The organism is Polaromonas sp. YR568 (genome assembly GCF_943369675.1).
Lineage (GTDB): Bacteria > Pseudomonadota > Gammaproteobacteria > Burkholderiales > Burkholderiaceae_C > Polaromonas.
Genome location: NZ_CALROB020000005.1, coordinates 1 through 16,819 on the forward strand (window position 1 = coordinate 1; position 16,819 = coordinate 16,819).

Consider the following 16,819-nt stretch of genomic DNA (forward strand, 5'->3'; position numbering starts at 1 on the left):
AAAAGGGCCGCGAAGCGGCCCCATTTTTTTATCCAGTGTCCGCCTTATTTGAATTTCGGCAGGTTGAACTGCGGCGGCACGCCCATGCGGGTGTTGATGACCCACTGCTGGGTGATGGACAGGATGTTGTTGGTGATCCAGTACAGCACCAGGCCGGCCGGGAAGAAGAAGAACATCACGCTGAAGATCAGCGGCATGAACCACATCAGCTTGGCCTGCATCGGGTCCGGCGGCGCGGGGTTGAGCGCCGTCTGCAGCATGGTGGTCAAGGTCATCACGATGGGCAGGATGAAGAACGGGTCCGGCGCCGACAGATCATGGATCCACAGAATCCAGGGCGCGTTGCGCATCTCGACGCTGGACAGCAGCACCCAGTACAACGCGATGAACACCGGAATCTGGATCATGATGGGGAAGCAGCCGCCCATGGGGTTGACCTTTTCCTCCTTGTAGATCCTCATCATCGCCTGCTGCATTTCCTGCGGCTTGTCTTTCAGGCGTTCACGCATTTCCATGATCTTGGGGTTGATGGCCTTCATCTTGGCCATGCTGGCGTAGGCCTTGGCATTGAGCCAGTAGAACGCGATCTTCAGCAGCAACACCAGCGCCACGATGGACCAGCCCCAGTTGTGGATGAAGCCGTGCAGCTTGTCGAGCAGCCAGTACAGCGGCTTGGCCAGGATGGTGAGCCAGCCGTAGTCCTTCACCAGCTCCAGGCCGGGGGAAATCGCTTCCAGGGTTTTTTCTTCCTGCGGGCCGACAAAGAATTTCGAGTCCAGGGTCTTGGTCGCGCCGGGCGCGATGCTGTCCAGCGGCGTGATCATGCCGACGGCGTACAGGTTGGTGTCGACCTTGCGGAAGAACAGGTCGCGCTTGACGCCGTCGCCCAGGATCCAGGCAGCGGCAAAGTAATGCTGCACCATGGCAACGTAGCCGTTGCTCGATTGCTTCTCGACGTCGACCTTGTTGTTTTCGATGTCCTTGAACTCGACCTTCTGGTACTTCTTGGCTTCGGTGTAAATCGCCGGGCCGGTGAAGGTCGAATAGAAGGAGGACTCTCCGGGCGGCTTGTTGCCGTCGCGCACCAGCTGCATGTACAGCTGCGGCGAAATGGCGGCCGTGCCGGTGTTGACGATGTCGTGGCGCACCGCGATGTCGTAGGCGCCGCGCTTGAGCGTATAGGTCTTGACCAGCTTCACGCCGCCGACGTCGGCCGACTCGAACTTGACTTCAAGTTCATTGAGGCCTTCCTTCAGCGCACGCTCGCCGGGAACGACCGTCATCAGCGTCTTGTGCGTGGGGAAGCTGCCGCTGCCGATCAGGCCGGTCTGCGCCACGTAAACGCGGTTGGCGCTCTCGTCGAGCAGCACAAAGCCGTCTTCCTTGTGCACCTGGTCTTTGTATTTGGTGAAGGCCGAGTGCACCAGGGTGCCACCTTCGCTGTCAAAGGTCAGCGAAAGCACGTCGGTGTTCACCACCACGCGCTCCTTGGTGGCAGCCGCGGCGAGGGCCGGGGCGCCGGCGGGCACCGCACCGGGCGTGCCGGGCGCCGCATTCGCGGACTGGGGTGCGGGCACCGAGGATGCCGCAGTGCCGGCTGCCGGCGCGGAAGCGGCCGTTGCGGGCGCCTTGGCGGACTGCGTGCTGGACGGGAAGAAGGTCGCCTTGTGGCCGTTATAAACCTGCCACTGGTCCCACAAAAGGACCATGGAGAAACCAAATATCACCCACAAGATGGTGCGGCGGATGTCGTTCATGACGGCGTCTTTTTAGAAGGGGTAGGGGCCACAGGCGTGACCAGGCGGGAGAAAAGAGGGAAGCGGCGCGCGGAAGGTGAAGCCGGCGGCACCGGATCGTGCCCGCCTTCGCACCAGGGTTGGCAGCGGGCCAGGCGGTACAGCGTGAGGTAGCTGCCGACGGCAGCGCCGTGCTGCTGCAGCGCCTCAAGGGAATAGGCCGAACAGGTGGGCTCGAAGCGGCAGGCCGAGCCCAGCCAGGGGCTGAGCAACAGGCGATAGCCTTTGACCAGGCCGATCAACAGCGTTTGCGGCAAGCGGACGACGGCAGCCAGCACAGGGCGCACGGAAATCATGGCGCTTTGGCTCCCGCCTGCATCAGGGCCTGGACTTCGGCGCGCACGGCCTGCTTGAGCAGCTCGGACGTGGCGCTGATGAATTCTTTGCGCGAAAAATCACGCCGCAAGCGGACCACATAAGCGGCCTGGGGGTACTGATGCGAATAATCAGCGCTCACGGTGTAGATCTGGCGTTTGATGGCATTGCGCGTGACAGCCCGTTTGGCCCAGCGTTTGGGAACCATCGCCCCGAGCCAGACGTCCTGGACGGGGAACAGCGACCTTGCCGCGGGGAAATCAACAGGGCTGCCGGATTCGGCTTGCACGGGCTTGGCGTCCAGCGCATTGCGGTGCAATGCGAAATGCGTTGTTTTTGCAACAATGGCGCCGGCAAGGACTGCCTGGAACTGGGGACGGGTTTGAAGCCGCTGCACGAGCGCCAGGCGTCAGTTCGGAAAACTGCGGATGGCCAGCAAAAACGACAGGCTTAGACAGCCAGGCGTTTGCGGCCTTTGGCGCGACGCGCGGCGATCACTGCGCGGCCGCCGCGCGTTTTCATGCGCGTCAGGAAGCCGTGCGTACGGGCGCGTTTGACTTTGGAAGGTTGGTATGTGCGTTTCATGATGAGTCCTGTTAGCCGGTCAGCTACGAAGCTTCCCCTTGGCGATTCGAATGATCTTGGTGGCCGTACAACACAACCATCTCTGCAAGTCCGTGCAAACAGGGTATGAAACCCGCTGCGAATCAGGGAAACCCATGATTATCGCAGATTTCCCAACGCTGGCAACAAGTTAGCTCCTTCATTGGGGGTAAAGGCTGAGAAGCGCCTGACTGGGCCGGGGGGCGGCGCTGGAATGCCGCCAGGGCCGCGCGAGAACCATCCCGGGCGGACCCGAAAATAGGTGAAACCCGGAGCAATTATTTTGTGGATAACTCCCCGCCCGGACTACAATTGCCGGTGCTCAAAATTAACAATATCCACAAGCAGCGACACGCCGCCTGGCCTCTTTTGCCAGGCCGGCAACCCGGCAAAAACCAGCATGAGTGAGGCATCCGTCCAACACCTGAGCCAGGACTTGTGGCAAAGCTGCGTCGACCACCTGGCGCAGGAATTACCCGAGCAGCAGTTCAACACCTGGATCCGTCCGCTGGTGGTTGACGTCGCGCCCGACCTCTCCAAAGTCACCGTTCTGGTCGGCAACCGCTTCAAGCTCGACTGGGTGCGCGCCCAGTACGCCGGCCGTATTTCGGCCCTGCTCGAGAAGATTTCCGGCCAGAGCATACCGCTTGAGTTAGCGCTTGCTCCTCGCGAAGCGCCCGTAAAATCGCCATCCATGGTCCGGGCCTTCGAAGGCTCGAATATTCCCGAGCCCGCCGGCCTGGGCGTTCCCGAAGAAGCCGCCGGCGCCCCGTTCAAAAACCGGCTCAACAGCGCGCTGACCTTCGACACCCTGATTGAAGGCACGGCCAACCGCATGGGCCGGGCCGCCGCGCTGCATGTTTCCAGCAGCCTGGGCCAGCTTTACAACCCGCTTTTTATCTACGGCGGCGTCGGCCTGGGCAAGACCCATTTAATGCACGCCATCGGCAACAAGCTGCTGGCCGACAACCCGGCCGCCAAAGTTCTCTACATCCACGCTGAACAATTTGTTTCAGATGTGGTTAAAGCCTACCAGCGCAAGACTTTTGACGAGTTCAAGGAGCGTTACCACTCCCTGGATTTGCTGCTGATCGACGACGTCCAGTTCTTCGCCAACAAGGACCGCACCCAGGAAGAGTTTTTCAACGCTTTCGAGGCCTTGTTGACCAAAAAGTCGCACATCGTGATGACCAGCGACACCTATCCCAAGGGCCTGACGGACATCCACGAGCGCCTGGTCTCGCGTTTTGATTCCGGCCTGACGGTCGCCATTGAGCCGCCCGAGCTTGAAATGCGCGTCGCCATCCTGATCCGCAAGGCCGAGGCCGAAGGCGCCTCCATGCCCGAGGAAGTCGCCTTCTTCGTCGCCAAGAACGTGCGCTCCAACGTGCGCGAGCTTGAAGGCGCGCTGCGCAAGATCCTGGCCTACTCCCGCTTCAACCTCAAGGAAATCTCCATCCAGCTGGCCCGGGAGGCCCTGCGCGACCTGCTGTCCATACAGAACCGGCAGATCAGCGTCGAGAACATCCAGAAGACCGTCGCCGACTATTACAAGATCAAGGTCGCCGACATGTATTCCAAGAAGCGGCCGGCCAGCATTGCCCGGCCGCGGCAGATTGCCATGTACCTGGCCAAGGAACTGACCCAGAAGAGCCTCCCTGAGATCGGCGAGCTCTTCGGCGGCCGCGACCACACCACGGTGCTGCACGCGGTCCGCAAGATGTCCGCGGAGCGCCAGCAGATGACCGAACTCAACCAGCAATTGCACGTGCTGGAACAGACCCTGAAAGGCTGAAAGCACTGCCCATGCGTGAAATGAATCCTTTAGCGCTCAGTTTTTTGGGCGAAATCCCCCGGGTAAATGCCTTCGCAATAACTTTGGGGACAACTTTTGAACAACCCATGGCTTATCCACAGAAGCAGATGACAATCGAAAGTTGTTCATATCCGGCAGCATGTTTCCATGGCATCTGAACACATGGTTAAACAAACGCCAAGTGGTTGATCAAAAAGGGGAAAATGGCACTGTCCACAGATTTGCGCCGCCCTTATCTACTACTACTAATTTGAATTAAAGAATTAAAGATATATACAGAGGAAGTCATGATCGTTCTGAAAGCATCCCAGGATAAAGTTTTGTCGGTTCTGCAATCGGTCGCCGGCATCGTGGAGCGCAGGCACACCTTGCCGATTCTGGCCAACGTCCTGATCCGCAAAACCGGCGCACAGGTGCAGCTCACCACCAGCGATCTTGAAATCCAGATCCGCACCACGGCCGAACTCGACGGCGACGCCGGCAACTTCACGACCACCGTGGGCGCCCGCAAGCTCATCGACATCCTGCGTTCCATGCCCAGCGACCAGACCGTCTCCCTCGAGTCCTCGCAGAACAAGCTGATCCTCAAGGGCGGCAAAAGCCGCTTCACGCTGCAAACCCTGCCGGCCGAAGACTTCCCCCTGGTCCAGGAAGCCGCCAACTTCGGCCCCGGCTTCTCGGTGCCGCAAAAAGTCCTCAAGGAGCTGCTCAACCAGGTCTCCTTCGCGATGGCCGTGCATGACATCCGCTACTACCTCAACGGCATCCTGTTCGTCGCCGAAGGCAAGCAGCTGAGCCTGGTCGCCACCGACGGCCACCGCCTGGCCTTCTCCTCGGCCCTGCTGGACGTCGAAGTGCCCAAGCAGGAAGTCATCCTGCCGCGCAAGACCGTGCTCGAGATGCAGCGCCTGCTCAGCGACAAAGAGGGCGCCATCGAGATGCAGTTCGCCGGCAACCAGGCCAAGTTCAGCTTTGAGGGCATGGAATTCGTCACCAAGCTGGTCGAGGGCAAATTCCCCGACTACAACCGCGTGATCCCCAAGAACCACAAAAACATCATCACACTGGGCCGCGTGCCCCTGCTGGCCAGCCTGCAGCGCACCGCCATCCTGACCAGCGAGAAGTTCAAGGGCGTGCGCCTGAACATCGAACCCGGCACCCTGCGCGTGGCCTCCAACAATGCCGAGCAGGAAGAAGCCGTCGACGAGCTCGACATCGACTACAGCGGCGACGCCATCGAAATCGGCTTCAACGTGACCTACCTGATCGACGCGCTGGCCAACATGGACCAGGACATGGTGAAGATCGAGCTGGCCGATTCCAACAGCTCCGCGCTGCTCACCATCCCCGACGACGCGGCCTTCAAATACGTGGTGATGCCGATGCGCATCTAGCGCACAGGACGTACGCCAACACCCACCAGACCCGCGGCCCAACGCGGGTTTGGTCATTCAAGAGATTGAAGAAATCGAAGCGATTCGAAAAAATTTCGCGAAACAGATCGTGATAGATCGATAAAAAGATCGGAAAAGAAGCCGGATATGACTGAAGAAAACAAAGCCAACGAAGCCGAACAGGTGCATGTGTCCGAAGGCGCAGCCACCGAGGAAAGCTCCAATTTCCAGCCCAAGATCGACACCAACCAGGCCGGCGCGTCCGAAGCCTATGGTGAAGGCTCCATCCAGATCCTGGAAGGCCTGGAAGCCGTGCGCAAGCGGCCCGGCATGTACATCGGCGACACCTCCGACGGCACCGGCCTGCACCACCTGGTTTTCGAAGTCGTCGACAACTCCATCGACGAAGCGCTGGCCGGCCACTGCGACGACATCGTCGTCACCATCCACACCGACAACTCCGTCAGCGTCACCGACAACGGCCGCGGCATCCCCACCGGCATCAAGATGGACGACAAGCACGAGCCCAAGCGCTCGGCCGCTGAAATCGCCCTGACCGAGCTGCACGCCGGCGGCAAGTTCAACCAGAACAGCTACAAGGTCTCGGGCGGCCTGCACGGCGTGGGCGTCAGCTGCGTCAACGCGCTCAGCAAGATGCTGCGCCTGACCATCCGCCGCGACGGCAAGGTCCACGTGATGGAGTTCTCGCGCGGCTTTGTGCAGAACCGCATCATCGAGCAGGTCAACGGCGTCGACGTCTCGCCCATGAAGGTCATGGACGACACCGACAAGCGCGGCACTGAAGTCCACTTCCTGCCCGACACCGAAATCTTCAAAGAGAACAACGATTTCCACTACGAAATCCTCAGCAAGCGCCTGCGCGAACTGAGCTTCCTGAACAACGGCGTGCGCATTCGCCTGAAAGACGAGCGCACCGGCAAGGAAGACGACTTCGCCGGCGCCGGCGGCGTCAAGGGTTTTGTCGAGTTCATCAACAAGGGCAAGACGGTGCTGCACCCCAACGTTTTCGCGGCGATGGGCGACCGCCAGAGCGACCAGGGCACCAACATCGGCGTCGAAGTCGCCATGCAGTGGAACAGCGGCTACAGCGAGCAGGTGCTGTGCTTCACCAACAACATTCCCCAGCGCGACGGCGGCACCCACCTGACCGGCCTGCGCGCCGCCATGACCCGCGTCATCAACAAATACATCGACGACAGCGAGCTGGCCAAAAAAGCCAAGGTTGAAGTCACCGGCGACGACATGCGCGAAGGCCTGTGCTGCGTGCTCAGCGTCAAGGTGCCCGAGCCCAAGTTCTCCAGCCAGACCAAGGACAAGCTGGTCTCCAGTGAAGTGCGCGGCCCGGTCGAAGACATCGTCAGCCGCCTGCTGCACGACTACCTGCAGGAACGCCCCAACGACGCCAAGATCATCGTCGGCAAGATCATTGAAGCCGCCCGCGCCCGCGAAGCCGCCCGCAAGGCCCGCGACATGACTCGCCGCAAAGGCGTGCTCGACGGCATGGGCCTGCCCGGCAAGCTTGCCGACTGCCAGGAAAAAGACCCCGCCATGTGCGAGATCTACCTGGTCGAGGGTGACTCCGCCGGCGGCTCCGCCAAACAGGGCCGCGACCGTAAATTCCAGGCCATCCTGCCCCTGCGCGGCAAGATCCTCAACGTCGAAAAAGCCCGCTACGAAAAACTGCTGACCAGCAATGAAATCCTGACCCTGATCACGGCCCTGGGCACCGGCATCGGCAAGGCCGGCGGTATAGGCGGCACGCCCGGCACCGACGACTTCAACGTCGCCAAGCTGCGCTACCACCGCATCATCATCATGACCGACGCCGACGTTGACGGCGCCCACATCCGCACGCTGCTGCTGACCTTCTTCTACCGCCAGATGCCCGAGCTCGTCGAGCGCGGCCACATCTACATCGCCCAGCCGCCGCTCTACAAGGTCAAGGCCGGCAAGGAAGAGCAGTACCTCAAAGACACGGCCGCCCTGGACGGCTTCCTGCTGCGCATCGCTCTGAAGGATGCCAGCGTGCAAACCAGCGCCGACGAAAAATCCGTCCTCACCGGCGACACCCTGGCCGAGCTGGCGCGCAAACACCAGCTCGCCGAATCCGTCATTGCCCGCCTGCGCGGCTTTATGGACGCCGAAGCCCTGCGCGCGATTGCCGACGGCGTGAGCCTGAACCTCGACACCGTGGCCGACGCTGAAGTGTCAGCCGTCACGCTGCAGGCCAAGCTGCGCGAACTCAACACCACCGGCGCCCCCGCTGAAGTGGCCGGCGAGTTCGACACCCGCACCGACAAGCCCATCCTGCGCATCAGCCGCCGCCACCACGGCAACGTCAAGAGCAGCGTGCTGACACAAGACTTTGTGCACGGCGCCGACTACGCCACCCTCGCCGAAGCGGCCGCCACCTTCCGCGGCCTGATCAGCGAAGGCGCCAAAGTCATGCGCGGCGAAGGCGAGCGCCAGAAGGAAGAAAAGATCGGCGACTTCCGCCAGGCCATGGCATGGCTCATAGCCCAGGCCGAGAACGCCACCGCCCGCCAGCGCTACAAAGGCCTGGGCGAGATGAACCCCGCCCAGCTGTGGGAAACGACGATGGACCCGACCGTGCGCCGCCTGCTCAAGGTCCAGATCGACGACACCATCGAAGCCGACCGCGTCTTCACCATGCTGATGGGCGATGAAGTCGAGCCGCGCCGGGAGTTCATTGAACAGAACGCCCTGCGCGCCGCCAACATCGACGTTTGATAGACCCAAGTTTCTGATCCATGACCGAACAAACCACCACGACCACCACCCAGGAGCGCCCAGCGCTGCCCGACCACCTCTCGACCGACGTGCGCAGCCCGCACCATGTCGCCGCCATCTTCGAGCACGACGTCGGCATACGTTTTAACGACAAGGAACGCTTCGACGTCGCCGAGTACTGCATCAGCGAAGGCTGGATCAAGGTGCCGGTCGGCAACAAGGTCGACCGCAAGGGCAACCCGCTGATGATCAAGCTCAAAGGCAAGGTCGAGTCGTTTTACAAGTAAACAGGCCACGCGCCAATGCCTGGCCCATGCACGCATGACTGACCAGGCCACGATCAACACCATGAAAGGGAAGCCTCATCACGCAGGCGAACTTCATGGTGTTTTTCTTTGCATGAACGACTACAACGACAACGACAACGACAAGAACAACAGCAACAACACCATCAAGCCATGAGCAGCCGCATCGCCGTCATCGACTTCGAAACCACGGGCCTGTCACCCGCCATGGGCGACCGCGCCACCGAAGTCGCCATCGTGCTGGTCGAGCACGGCCAGGTCGTAGACCGGTACCAAAGCCTCATGAACGCCGGCCGCTACATCCCGTCTTTTATTGAAAGCCTGACCGGCATCAGCAATGCCATGGTCGCCGCCGCGCCCGCGGCCGACACGGTGATGCGGGAAGCCAGCCGTTTCGTCGGCAACGCCCCCATGGTGGCCCACAACGCCTCCTTTGACCGCCGTTTCTGGGAAGCCGAACTCAGCCTGGCGGGGGAAGCGGCAAGCCAGGCCTTTGCCTGCACCATGCTGGTCGCCAGAAGGCTGTACCCCCAGGCCCCCAGCCACAAGTTAGGCGTGCTGATCGACTACCACCGCCTGCCCAAAGCCGGCCGCGCCCACAGGGCCATGGCCGATGCGGAGATGGCCGCCTCGCTGCTAGGCCAGATCCAGGACGACCTGCGCAGCCGGCACCGGGTGGCGCGGCCTGACCATGGGGTGCTGCTGGCGTTGCAGCGGTGTGCGAAGCCGGGGGTGGTGGCGCTGATGTCTAAGTACGCAGGGCTCGAGCAAGCTTCAGCGTAGGCCGTCCTCTTTTGCCAAGATTGACTTGACTATTCCGGCATTGAACTCGAGGCGGTCTGAACCGTGGTGTACGCGGCGATGGCAGTTTGGGCAGAGGGCCGCAACATTTTCTGGCGTATCGGGCCCGTCGTCGGCAAGTCGAACTAGGTGATGGACCTCTAAAAACGGCGTCCCGTCTTGGCTGAAAAATGGGGCCTGTGTTCCGCAACCCTCACAGATTCCATGCGCACGCAGTTTGGCATAGCGCCTGATCTGCGCGCAACGCTGGTAGTACTGAACAAGGGCCAACCCGACAGGTACGGGTTGACTTGTCGCCACCCTTAACCACTCCTGCAGTCCGTTTGGGCCCAGCCCTTGCGGAAGGGTGTTCTCGTTATCTTGTGCTTCTTCGCCTTCCTCGGCAGGCACCAGACGGAAACGAATAAGGTGGTTACCGGCCCTTATTCCAGTCGCAGGGATATAGGGTTGGTGATCCGCGACGTTGAAAAGGCCACGATATCCAAACAGCTTTCCGTATCCGCCTTGTGCTGCAACCTCCTTGGAGGTCGGCTCACGAGTGGTAAACAGCAAGACAGACAGCTGCCGCGAGGCCAACTTGGAGTTGGCCGAATTCGTCAGCTGCTGGTCACCATTCATGCCCTGGCCAAAGTACCACCAGCTTCCGTCGGGTAAGGCTTCATCGGAATAGCCCGCGTTTTTGCCATGCTTTCCACCTGACGTGCAAATGATGCATCCGGGCTCTTTAGCGCCCCAAAGCACGCCTGACTGTGCTTGACGGCTACCAACGAAATCAAGCAATCGCTGACGAGCGTACTCTTTGCCCACTGCAAATGGCTGCATATCGTCTACCTTTGGCGCTGTTTAAGTCGACTCCGTGGCAATCATTGCAAATGGAAGCTGAACTGAGTCGGGAGTTCGTTGAGCAGAATGCGATCCAGACTACGAATATCTACGTGTGGCAATAGGATTACTTGCGTTTGCCCACAGGCTTTCGGAAGTCAGAAAATCTTTTATAGAAGATCTTGTATCGACCGTCCAAGCTTCCCTGATCGTTTGTCGTACGACTCATCGTGTAGTACGAGTTCAACTCTGGGTCACCGGCATTCGGATCTACTCGCTGGGCGCGAAGGTTTTTCAGGAGTTCGTCTGAAAAATGCAGTATGAAATCACGGAGTTCGTTCGTCCATGCTGGATGCTGTCGAGCAATCCAATAGTAAATTGGAATTTCACCCTGTTTAGACAACAAGGGATCCTGTTCATTGAACTCTGTGGTTAGGGCTTCTAAAGTGTGGTGGACTCGATCTCGCGCTTCTGAGTATGGGCCAACCAACGGCTCATTTTCCGAGGACTCACGTTCGTGCATCCAGTCAATTGCGCCTTTGGCAAAGTCGTCTAAATTTTTTGCCTTGGTATCGACAAATCCATCCTTGAACTCAAAGAGAAGCAGCTTTACGACCAGGTTATGTTCTTGCATCCGCTTGGTGCTGAACTTGATCTTATTTAAAAAGAATGGGTGTTGCGCTAGTTCGCGCGCCATTATGGGAACCGGCCCACCCATTGCATTTCGTCGTTCTGCCCCGGTGGCCGCCTCGCCCATGTTTAGGCGAACAAATAATTCTTCGATCTTGTGCTCGTTGTCGGTCACAACGTTCATTACTGTCGGAACGAACTCATCAATCTTGCGCGCCAGCGTAGGGTAGAGCGCCCGAAGATCGCTGTATTTCAGTTTTCCAAGCTTGATGGAAGGGTCGTCATCTAAAACGCACGATGGATTTAACGGCACTTCGTCGCTTAGAAAGGAAAACAGTGCTCCGAAGCGTTGTTTTCCATCAATGATTGCATAGGTGTCGTTATCCTCATTCAGTTGCTGAGAGATCGCGGTTTTAAAGTTGGCGACATAAAACTTTGGCACATCGAAATCATTGATGATTGAATCAATGAGGTGGGAGCGCTTCCACTTGCTCCATATTTCCGAGCGGCGTTGATAAGCCGGGTCCATATTTAGTCTTTTCAGCAAGTGTTGTTCGTACCACCACCTGAGATTCTTGGCTTCGTGAGAAGTAACTTTTAGCATGGTTAAACCTTAAAGCCGCGAGCGCGCTTGATCTCCATGGAGAGCCCATGAAGATCTGGATACGAAACCGAATCCGTGTAGCCCAATCGAAGTAGTAAGTTGAGTAGCGGTCCAATTACTGTTTTTGGGAAAACAAGTTTTGTCAAACTTTCTTGGGCAAATGAACCGGTACCGAATTGTTTTTCCATCGGGTGTAGCGACCGACCAAAAACAGTAAATACACCTCTTTGCGCGAACATCCTGGCGTTGTTGGATATTCCCAATATGCAAGCGGGAAGGTCATAAAGTGTTTTTATCGCCGTCGGCTCAAGGCTACCGGCGTAAAGCTTTCGAGGCGCATAATTTTCGACGGCATCCGAATATCTCAAGGGCCCAGAATTGCCGTGTGAAATTTGTGAGAGTGAGACCTTGTTCCAACCAACGGGGTTCAGGACCCAAACGGCCGCATCTTCAACTGCCTGGCCAAGGTTGTTTGTAGCGGCGGTACTCAGAGCGAAATAGAGCGCGATGAACGGATTGGTTGTCCAGTCAAGTAGTCGAGTAGGAATGCCGTAGTGCTGCATGTAGAACAGCGTCCGCAAGTCCTGTTCTTGAGAACTTCCCGACATATCCTCGGTGTGGAGGACTTTATGCCGTTGAAAGTCTTCCAGCATTTTTGCTTCGAGCTTAATAAAGTCTTCGACAGCCGTGAACGTTGGATGCCTAAATAAACTTGGGGTCAGTGAATATGTGGCATTGCCAACGCCGCGATACCAGTGACCTTCGAAAGGGTTCTCGGAACTTTTTTCCGTGGCATTATTTAAAAGATCCTCGACCTGGCTAGCAAAGGCTGCCAGAGTCTTTATCGTGATCACCTTTAATTTGGTCGCCATAGTCAGCCTCCGTCTCGTTTTTGAAGTTTCTGCCGCACTTCTGGCAGCGAGACATATCTAGCTATTGCCGCTGCGACAACATAACCAAGTAGAGGTGGGACGGCATTTCCGATTTGTTTAATGTTTTCAGTTGCTGCGTGGGGAAACGCAAAAGAATCTGGGAATGTCTGTAGTCTTGCGCACTCACGTACAGTGAGGCGGCGCTTCAGAGAATAGTGAAACTGAATTCTGGATTTGGCATTTGCTCGAACGGTGTACCCCGGCGCATTTGCTGGACTCCGCTCGTCACCCTGTCCATGGCCGTTTTTGGCGAGATTCGCCTTGAAATACTGGCTCTGGTTAGGAACTGTTTCATCCTTAATTTTTTGCAAGTCCTGAATAGCCCACTTGACCGAGCGGTGGCTATCTTTAAACAGCTTTGGTGGGGGCATTGGATCGACGGTCAAGTCATTGCGAACAAATATCAAAATGACGCGGTCTCTGGCCTGGGGAATTCCATAGTCTGGAGCAAATAACTTCCACAGCGCACATCGGTACCCAGCATTTTTGAAAGAGCGCTTAATCGCTGCTAAGTCGAGCCCACCGTTCAATCGTGGAAGGTGCGAAACATTTTCCGCTATTACCAATGCGGGTTGCCATTTCTTCGCATAGCGTGACATTGCTTTGTAGAGTCCGCCCCTCTTGCTCGTGAATCCTCCTTTGGGTCCACAGATGGAAAACTCCTGGCATGGGAACCCGCCTATTAAGATATCTGCGGCCGGCATCTGACCGACGTCTGCAGATTTAAGGTCGCACAGATGAAATGGACTACTGAGGTTTTTTTCGTACGTCGTCTTGCAGTGCTTGTCGAGTTCGTATGCCGCGCGAATGTTGAACGGAAGTGCTGGATAACTAGTGTCTTTATAGGAAAAATCACCCTTAAAACCAAGGTCGAGCCCACCACATCCAGCGAAGAACGACACCACGTCCAAGCGTTGAGTTGTCGGCGCTTCGTTCTGTGCGGATTGTTGGCCATTGACGGCTGGATGATGGTTTTCTTCTTTTGACACTGCCGCTCCTCATCTAGTTCTGGTGCGAATAGTACCTGAGCGAGGCTTTAAGCTGTGTCCACGGGTCAATTCGCGCCTTTTCCGAAGCACGGAGATTGCTCTCCTAATACTAGTCTCTAGCGAGCATTCCCACACAGTAATGACAAGCCAGTTGTCCGACCGTAGCGCCTTTATCACGCGGAGGTCTCGCTTTTTGTTCGAATCAATCTTGTTTGTCCAAAACTCTACATTGCTTTTGGGCGTCCGTGCCAGGTGGCAGGTGTGACCGTGCCAGAAGCAACCGTGCACAAAAATGACCGCCCGGAGGCTAGGGAATACTAGGTCTGGTGATCCGGGCAGTTTGCGTTTGGCGCTACGACCATAACGAAATCCTGCGCCCCAAACTGCGGATTTGACCAAGCGTTCGGGTTTGGTATTTTTGACAGGTATCAGCCGCATGATCTCTGAGCGGCGAACCTTGGTCACGGAGTCAACCATAGGCGAATCGGTAATGCGTTAGTGCATCAAGAATGCAGGTTAGCAAAGGCAATCGACTTGAGTATGGTTAATGGTCGATCGGAGGGGCCGTGCTTAATTTGATCTAGGAGGACCATGAGTTCACCTTTAATATCTGCCCTTGAATAATATTCGGCGGTTGATCTGATATTTTTCGAATACTCGCATTAATCAGAGATTTTTAAAATGGATGAGCTTAGGAAAACAGCACTTGAGTACTTTCGTTTTTTCGAAGGTTCTCAAAATAATCCACCGGCATATTCGGGCGCGATGTGGTTTCTTATTCTTGGATGGCTGTCGTTTCTCTCGGGTAATCTTGCGTATGTTTTAGGTGCGAAATCTGCAGATCCGATAAGTTGGTACATCACACTTGCAATGACTGGCGACGTGCTGTTGATGTTTGGTCTTAAGCACTTCCGAGAGCGCAAACGGCAACGCTTATTTGATCGACTCAACACCTTAGACAACTCCAGCTTTAAGAGTTTGGATGCATCTCGCCGGCATCAGCTATCCAAATTATTTGGTTGTCGTTATTGTGAGTTCGCTGACACGGCGTTTCGTATTCGAGAATTGCAACAGCTAGAAAGAACTACGGTTGTGGGCGCCCAGATCGGTTTCGCCTCGGAATTTCGAGATTTTCTGCTCGATGCAAAGACTCGGGAGAAGCTGATACAACTTGCATTAGTTGTGGCGTCTATTGGCGTTACCCTTGCCGCAACTCGCCCGGACTCCATGGATTCTTTTGTTGAAATATTGACCAGCAGTGACTTCGCCACATTGATGTCTTTTTTGTTTGGGCTCGGCGTATTTCTCTGTGTCGCATGGATATCGCTAAAAGTTGGTGCAACCGCCTTAACCGACGGATTTCTATTTTGGCGGATGAATAAGTCCACCGCCGCTTGGGCTAATGAGCGGCGTGTCAACTATCTTTTAAATGATCTGGTCCGACTCCATAAAAGAAAGCCATTACAAAAATGAATTTCCCGCTTCGTTCGCAGGGCTGACGGACAGTTTTGGCTTGATATTGACGATGCGGGTAGCCTGACAGGTTTTACACCCCATAGTAATTACTTAGGAGAAATCATGACGGTCTCTAGTCTCCCCCCCAGCATCATCTCCCACGTCTCCGTCGGCACCAACGACTTCGAGCGCGCCAAAGCCTTCTACACCGCCGTGCTGGGCACACTGGAGGTCAAGGTGATGATGGAGCACCCGGGTGCCGTGGCCTTTGGGCGGGAGTTTCCGGAGTTCTGGGTGGGCGTGCCGCATGACGGGGGCAAGGCCGCTGTGGGCAATGGCTCGCACTTTGGCTTTTTGGCTGCGTCGAAGGCGCAGGTCGATGCGTTTTATGCCAAGGCGCTGGAGATGGGCGGCACGGGGGATGGCGCTCCGGGCCCGCGGCCCCTGTATGGGCCTGAGTATTACGGTTGTTATGTGCGGGACCTGGATGGGCACAAGATCGAGGCGCAGTTCTCGGACACCTCGGCGGGCTGAGGCGCCTTCGCCTTGTCGTGCGGGGGTACAGGGTGCTGTCCGACATGGGCGGGCTTTCAGGGTTTCCAGAATGGTGAATATGCGGGTGGGGTGGCTGGTTGCGCAAGCGGCCTGGCCGACAGCTTCACCCATGTTTCAACCCCCTGACCAGGAGACTTTTATGCCCAGCAACAAATCCAGCAGCGACAACAAGGCACGCAAACCGACCACCCCTGCCGCCGACGCCGGCCAGCAGGACGACACCAGCAACAACCGCAAGGCCTCGGGCCACGGCGGCAAGGTGGAGAACGACGTCAACCAGGTGGGCGAACAAAAGCCCACGCAGCGCAATGAGGGCCAGCGCACGGCGAATAGCCGCAACGATCGGGAGTCGCATGTGGGTGGGAGTAACCAGCTGCAGTCGCGCCGGGGCAGTGGGGGGAATGGCGGGCATTGAACGGGCCAGGCTGATTCCCCGTTCGCCCTGAGCCTGTCGAAGGGTTTGTGAGGCGCAAGGCTTCGACAAGCTCAGCCCGAACGGGGTGGCTCAGCCAGAACGGGGTGGTGCGGGAACTGGCTTCGATACTTCAGCCCGAACGGTTCAGGTGGTTGAGCGGCTTCGACAGGCTCAGCCCGAACGGGTGATGGAAGAAGTGGCTTCGGCCTCAGCCGACCGGTGGATTCAAAGTAAAGACGCGGTCCGCCGGGCCGCGCCGGCTGGGCGTTGGCGCAATTTGATACATAGCGCAACGCGGCAGACGCATGGTTCCAAGCTTCGCGGTGCAGCATCAACGCTGGTTGTTTGTTGACGTTGTCATCGCCGAGGTAAACCATGAAGAAGATTGCCGACTTTTTGTTTCGCCCGCGTTATCTGCGCGCCATTCCCTCGCTGGTGGTGCTGACCACGGCCATGGCCTGGGGTGTGGCGCCGGACCCGGATGCGGTGGACACGGCGCAGAAGGTGCAGAAGCGGGCCAGCGTGAGCCTGTCGCTGAACCATGCGGCCGTGGGCAGCAGCCCCAAGGACAAATCCCTTGAGGGCAAGCCCGAGCAGGCTTGAGCCGCGCCCGCG

At 57.6% G+C, this 16,819-nt stretch carries 19 protein-coding genes; 10 read left to right on the top strand and 9 right to left on the bottom strand.

All coding sequences use genetic code 11. The features are described from left to right. Window positions 1-44 precede the first annotated feature (44 nt). Genes yidC through rpmH form a run of 4 tightly spaced genes read right to left on the bottom strand, consistent with a single transcriptional unit; the run spans window position 45 to window position 2,696 of the window. Entirely contained in the window at window positions 45-1,757 is a 1,713-nt protein-coding gene (gene yidC, locus ACLV8F_RS03560) for a membrane protein insertase YidC (RefSeq protein ID WP_411882869.1), read from the bottom strand. Further along, window positions 1,754-2,092 carry a membrane protein insertion efficiency factor YidD gene (gene yidD / locus ACLV8F_RS03565; protein ID WP_411882870.1) on the bottom strand — a complete coding sequence of 113 codons (339 nt, stop codon included), beginning with the start codon at window positions 2,090-2,092 and terminating at the stop codon, window positions 1,754-1,756. The genes yidC and yidD overlap by 4 nt, the downstream gene beginning before the upstream one ends. Continuing rightward, entirely contained in the window at window positions 2,089-2,508 is a 420-nt protein-coding gene (locus ACLV8F_RS03570) for a ribonuclease P protein component (RefSeq protein WP_411882871.1), read from the bottom strand. Before ACLV8F_RS03570 ends, yidD begins: the two co-directional genes overlap by 4 nt. A gap of 53 nt (window positions 2,509-2,561) precedes the next feature. Next, window positions 2,562-2,696, bottom strand: a complete 135-nt coding sequence (gene rpmH, locus ACLV8F_RS03575) for a 50S ribosomal protein L34 (protein ID WP_007862708.1) — start codon at window positions 2,694-2,696, stop codon at window positions 2,562-2,564. A 418-nt stretch (window positions 2,697-3,114) separates the two neighbouring features. On the opposite strand from rpmH, the gene dnaA reads away from it, so the two are divergent. The 6 genes from dnaA to ACLV8F_RS03605 all read left to right on the top strand — a co-directional run bounded on the left by dnaA (window position 3,115) and on the right by ACLV8F_RS03605 (window position 9,784). Further along, entirely contained in the window at window positions 3,115-4,509 is a 1,395-nt protein-coding gene (gene dnaA, locus ACLV8F_RS03580; protein ID WP_411882872.1) for a chromosomal replication initiator protein DnaA, read from the top strand. Between the two features lie 308 nt (window positions 4,510-4,817). Next, window positions 4,818-5,924: a DNA polymerase III subunit beta gene (dnaN, locus tag ACLV8F_RS03585; RefSeq protein ID WP_411880204.1), complete on the top strand. Its 1,107-nt coding sequence runs from the start codon at window positions 4,818-4,820 to the stop codon at window positions 5,922-5,924. A gap of 147 nt (window positions 5,925-6,071) precedes the next feature. Then, on the top strand, window positions 6,072-8,696 hold the full coding sequence (gyrB, locus tag ACLV8F_RS03590) for a DNA topoisomerase (ATP-hydrolyzing) subunit B (RefSeq protein ID WP_411882873.1): 2,625 nt from the start codon (window positions 6,072-6,074) through the stop codon (window positions 8,694-8,696). Window positions 8,697-8,716: 20 nt separating this feature from the next. Continuing rightward, window positions 8,717-8,983: a DUF3297 family protein gene (locus tag ACLV8F_RS03595; protein WP_411882874.1), complete on the top strand. Its 267-nt coding sequence runs from the start codon at window positions 8,717-8,719 to the stop codon at window positions 8,981-8,983. 34 nt (window positions 8,984-9,017) lie between these two features. Then, window positions 9,018-9,158, top strand: coding sequence for a hypothetical protein (locus ACLV8F_RS03600; protein ID WP_411882875.1), 141 nt, complete (start codon window positions 9,018-9,020; stop codon window positions 9,156-9,158). Further along, complete coding sequence (locus ACLV8F_RS03605) at window positions 9,155-9,784, top strand: PolC-type DNA polymerase III (protein ID WP_411882876.1); 630 nt, start codon at window positions 9,155-9,157, stop codon at window positions 9,782-9,784. Before ACLV8F_RS03600 ends, ACLV8F_RS03605 begins: the two co-directional genes overlap by 4 nt. On the opposite strand, the gene ACLV8F_RS03610 is transcribed toward ACLV8F_RS03605, so the two are convergent. The 5 genes from ACLV8F_RS03610 to ACLV8F_RS03630 form a co-directional block, all read right to left on the bottom strand. Further along, window positions 9,776-10,624, bottom strand: a complete 849-nt coding sequence (locus ACLV8F_RS03610; RefSeq protein ID WP_411882877.1) for an HNH endonuclease — start codon at window positions 10,622-10,624, stop codon at window positions 9,776-9,778. The genes ACLV8F_RS03605 and ACLV8F_RS03610 overlap by 9 nt on opposite strands. Window positions 10,625-10,751: 127 nt before the next feature. Then, window positions 10,752-11,858, bottom strand: a complete 1,107-nt coding sequence (locus ACLV8F_RS03615) for a DUF262 domain-containing protein (RefSeq protein ID WP_411882878.1) — start codon at window positions 11,856-11,858, stop codon at window positions 10,752-10,754. Window positions 11,859-11,860: 2 nt separating this feature from the next. Continuing rightward, the gene (locus ACLV8F_RS03620) at window positions 11,861-12,730 is read right to left on the bottom strand and encodes an FRG domain-containing protein (protein ID WP_411882879.1); all 870 of its coding nucleotides are present in this window, start codon (window positions 12,728-12,730) and stop codon (window positions 11,861-11,863) included. A 2-nt stretch (window positions 12,731-12,732) separates the two neighbouring features. Further along, window positions 12,733-13,779 (bottom strand): DNA cytosine methyltransferase, encoded by a 1,047-nt coding sequence (locus ACLV8F_RS03625; protein WP_411882880.1) that lies wholly within the window; start codon window positions 13,777-13,779, stop codon window positions 12,733-12,735. A 9-nt stretch (window positions 13,780-13,788) separates the two neighbouring features. Then, window positions 13,789-14,256 carry a very short patch repair endonuclease gene (locus tag ACLV8F_RS03630; protein ID WP_411882881.1) on the bottom strand — a complete coding sequence of 156 codons (468 nt, stop codon included), beginning with the start codon at window positions 14,254-14,256 and terminating at the stop codon, window positions 13,789-13,791. A 204-nt stretch (window positions 14,257-14,460) separates the two neighbouring features. On the opposite strand from ACLV8F_RS03630, the gene ACLV8F_RS03635 reads away from it, so the two are divergent. From ACLV8F_RS03635 to ACLV8F_RS03650, 4 genes are all read left to right on the top strand, one after another. Further along, window positions 14,461-15,252 carry a hypothetical protein gene (locus ACLV8F_RS03635; protein WP_411882882.1) on the top strand — a complete coding sequence of 264 codons (792 nt, stop codon included), beginning with the start codon at window positions 14,461-14,463 and terminating at the stop codon, window positions 15,250-15,252. A gap of 105 nt (window positions 15,253-15,357) precedes the next feature. Then, window positions 15,358-15,768, top strand: coding sequence for a VOC family protein (locus ACLV8F_RS03640; protein WP_411882883.1), 411 nt, complete (start codon window positions 15,358-15,360; stop codon window positions 15,766-15,768). Window positions 15,769-15,928: 160 nt separating this feature from the next. Next, complete coding sequence (locus ACLV8F_RS03645; protein ID WP_411882884.1) at window positions 15,929-16,204, top strand: hypothetical protein; 276 nt, start codon at window positions 15,929-15,931, stop codon at window positions 16,202-16,204. A gap of 375 nt (window positions 16,205-16,579) precedes the next feature. Next, a complete protein-coding gene (locus ACLV8F_RS03650; RefSeq protein ID WP_411882885.1) occupies window positions 16,580-16,807 on the top strand; it encodes a hypothetical protein in 228 nt (75 codons plus the stop codon). Window positions 16,808-16,819: the final 12 nt, after the last annotated feature.

Coding starts and splice junctions, on each gene's coding strand:
- yidC (WP_411882869.1), bottom strand. CDS start 1,757: ATGAACGACATCCGCCGCACCATCTTGTGGGTGATATTTGGTTTCTCC.
- yidD (WP_411882870.1), bottom strand. CDS start 2,092: ATGATTTCCGTGCGCCCTGTGCTGGCTGCCGTCGTCCGCTTGCCGCAA.
- rpmH (WP_007862708.1), bottom strand. CDS start 2,696: ATGAAACGCACATACCAACCTTCCAAAGTCAAACGCGCCCGTACGCAC.
- dnaA (WP_411882872.1), top strand. CDS start 3,115: ATGAGTGAGGCATCCGTCCAACACCTGAGCCAGGACTTGTGGCAAAGC.
- dnaN (WP_411880204.1), top strand. CDS start 4,818: ATGATCGTTCTGAAAGCATCCCAGGATAAAGTTTTGTCGGTTCTGCAA.
- gyrB (WP_411882873.1), top strand. CDS start 6,072: ATGACTGAAGAAAACAAAGCCAACGAAGCCGAACAGGTGCATGTGTCC.
- ACLV8F_RS03595 (WP_411882874.1), top strand. CDS start 8,717: ATGACCGAACAAACCACCACGACCACCACCCAGGAGCGCCCAGCGCTG.
- ACLV8F_RS03600 (WP_411882875.1), top strand. CDS start 9,018: ATGACTGACCAGGCCACGATCAACACCATGAAAGGGAAGCCTCATCAC.
- ACLV8F_RS03605 (WP_411882876.1), top strand. CDS start 9,155: ATGAGCAGCCGCATCGCCGTCATCGACTTCGAAACCACGGGCCTGTCA.
- ACLV8F_RS03610 (WP_411882877.1), bottom strand. CDS start 10,624: ATGCAGCCATTTGCAGTGGGCAAAGAGTACGCTCGTCAGCGATTGCTT.
- ACLV8F_RS03615 (WP_411882878.1), bottom strand. CDS start 11,858: ATGCTAAAAGTTACTTCTCACGAAGCCAAGAATCTCAGGTGGTGGTAC.
- ACLV8F_RS03620 (WP_411882879.1), bottom strand. CDS start 12,730: ATGGCGACCAAATTAAAGGTGATCACGATAAAGACTCTGGCAGCCTTT.
- ACLV8F_RS03630 (WP_411882881.1), bottom strand. CDS start 14,256: ATGGTTGACTCCGTGACCAAGGTTCGCCGCTCAGAGATCATGCGGCTG.
- ACLV8F_RS03635 (WP_411882882.1), top strand. CDS start 14,461: ATGGATGAGCTTAGGAAAACAGCACTTGAGTACTTTCGTTTTTTCGAA.
- ACLV8F_RS03640 (WP_411882883.1), top strand. CDS start 15,358: ATGACGGTCTCTAGTCTCCCCCCCAGCATCATCTCCCACGTCTCCGTC.
- ACLV8F_RS03645 (WP_411882884.1), top strand. CDS start 15,929: ATGCCCAGCAACAAATCCAGCAGCGACAACAAGGCACGCAAACCGACC.
- ACLV8F_RS03650 (WP_411882885.1), top strand. CDS start 16,580: ATGAAGAAGATTGCCGACTTTTTGTTTCGCCCGCGTTATCTGCGCGCC.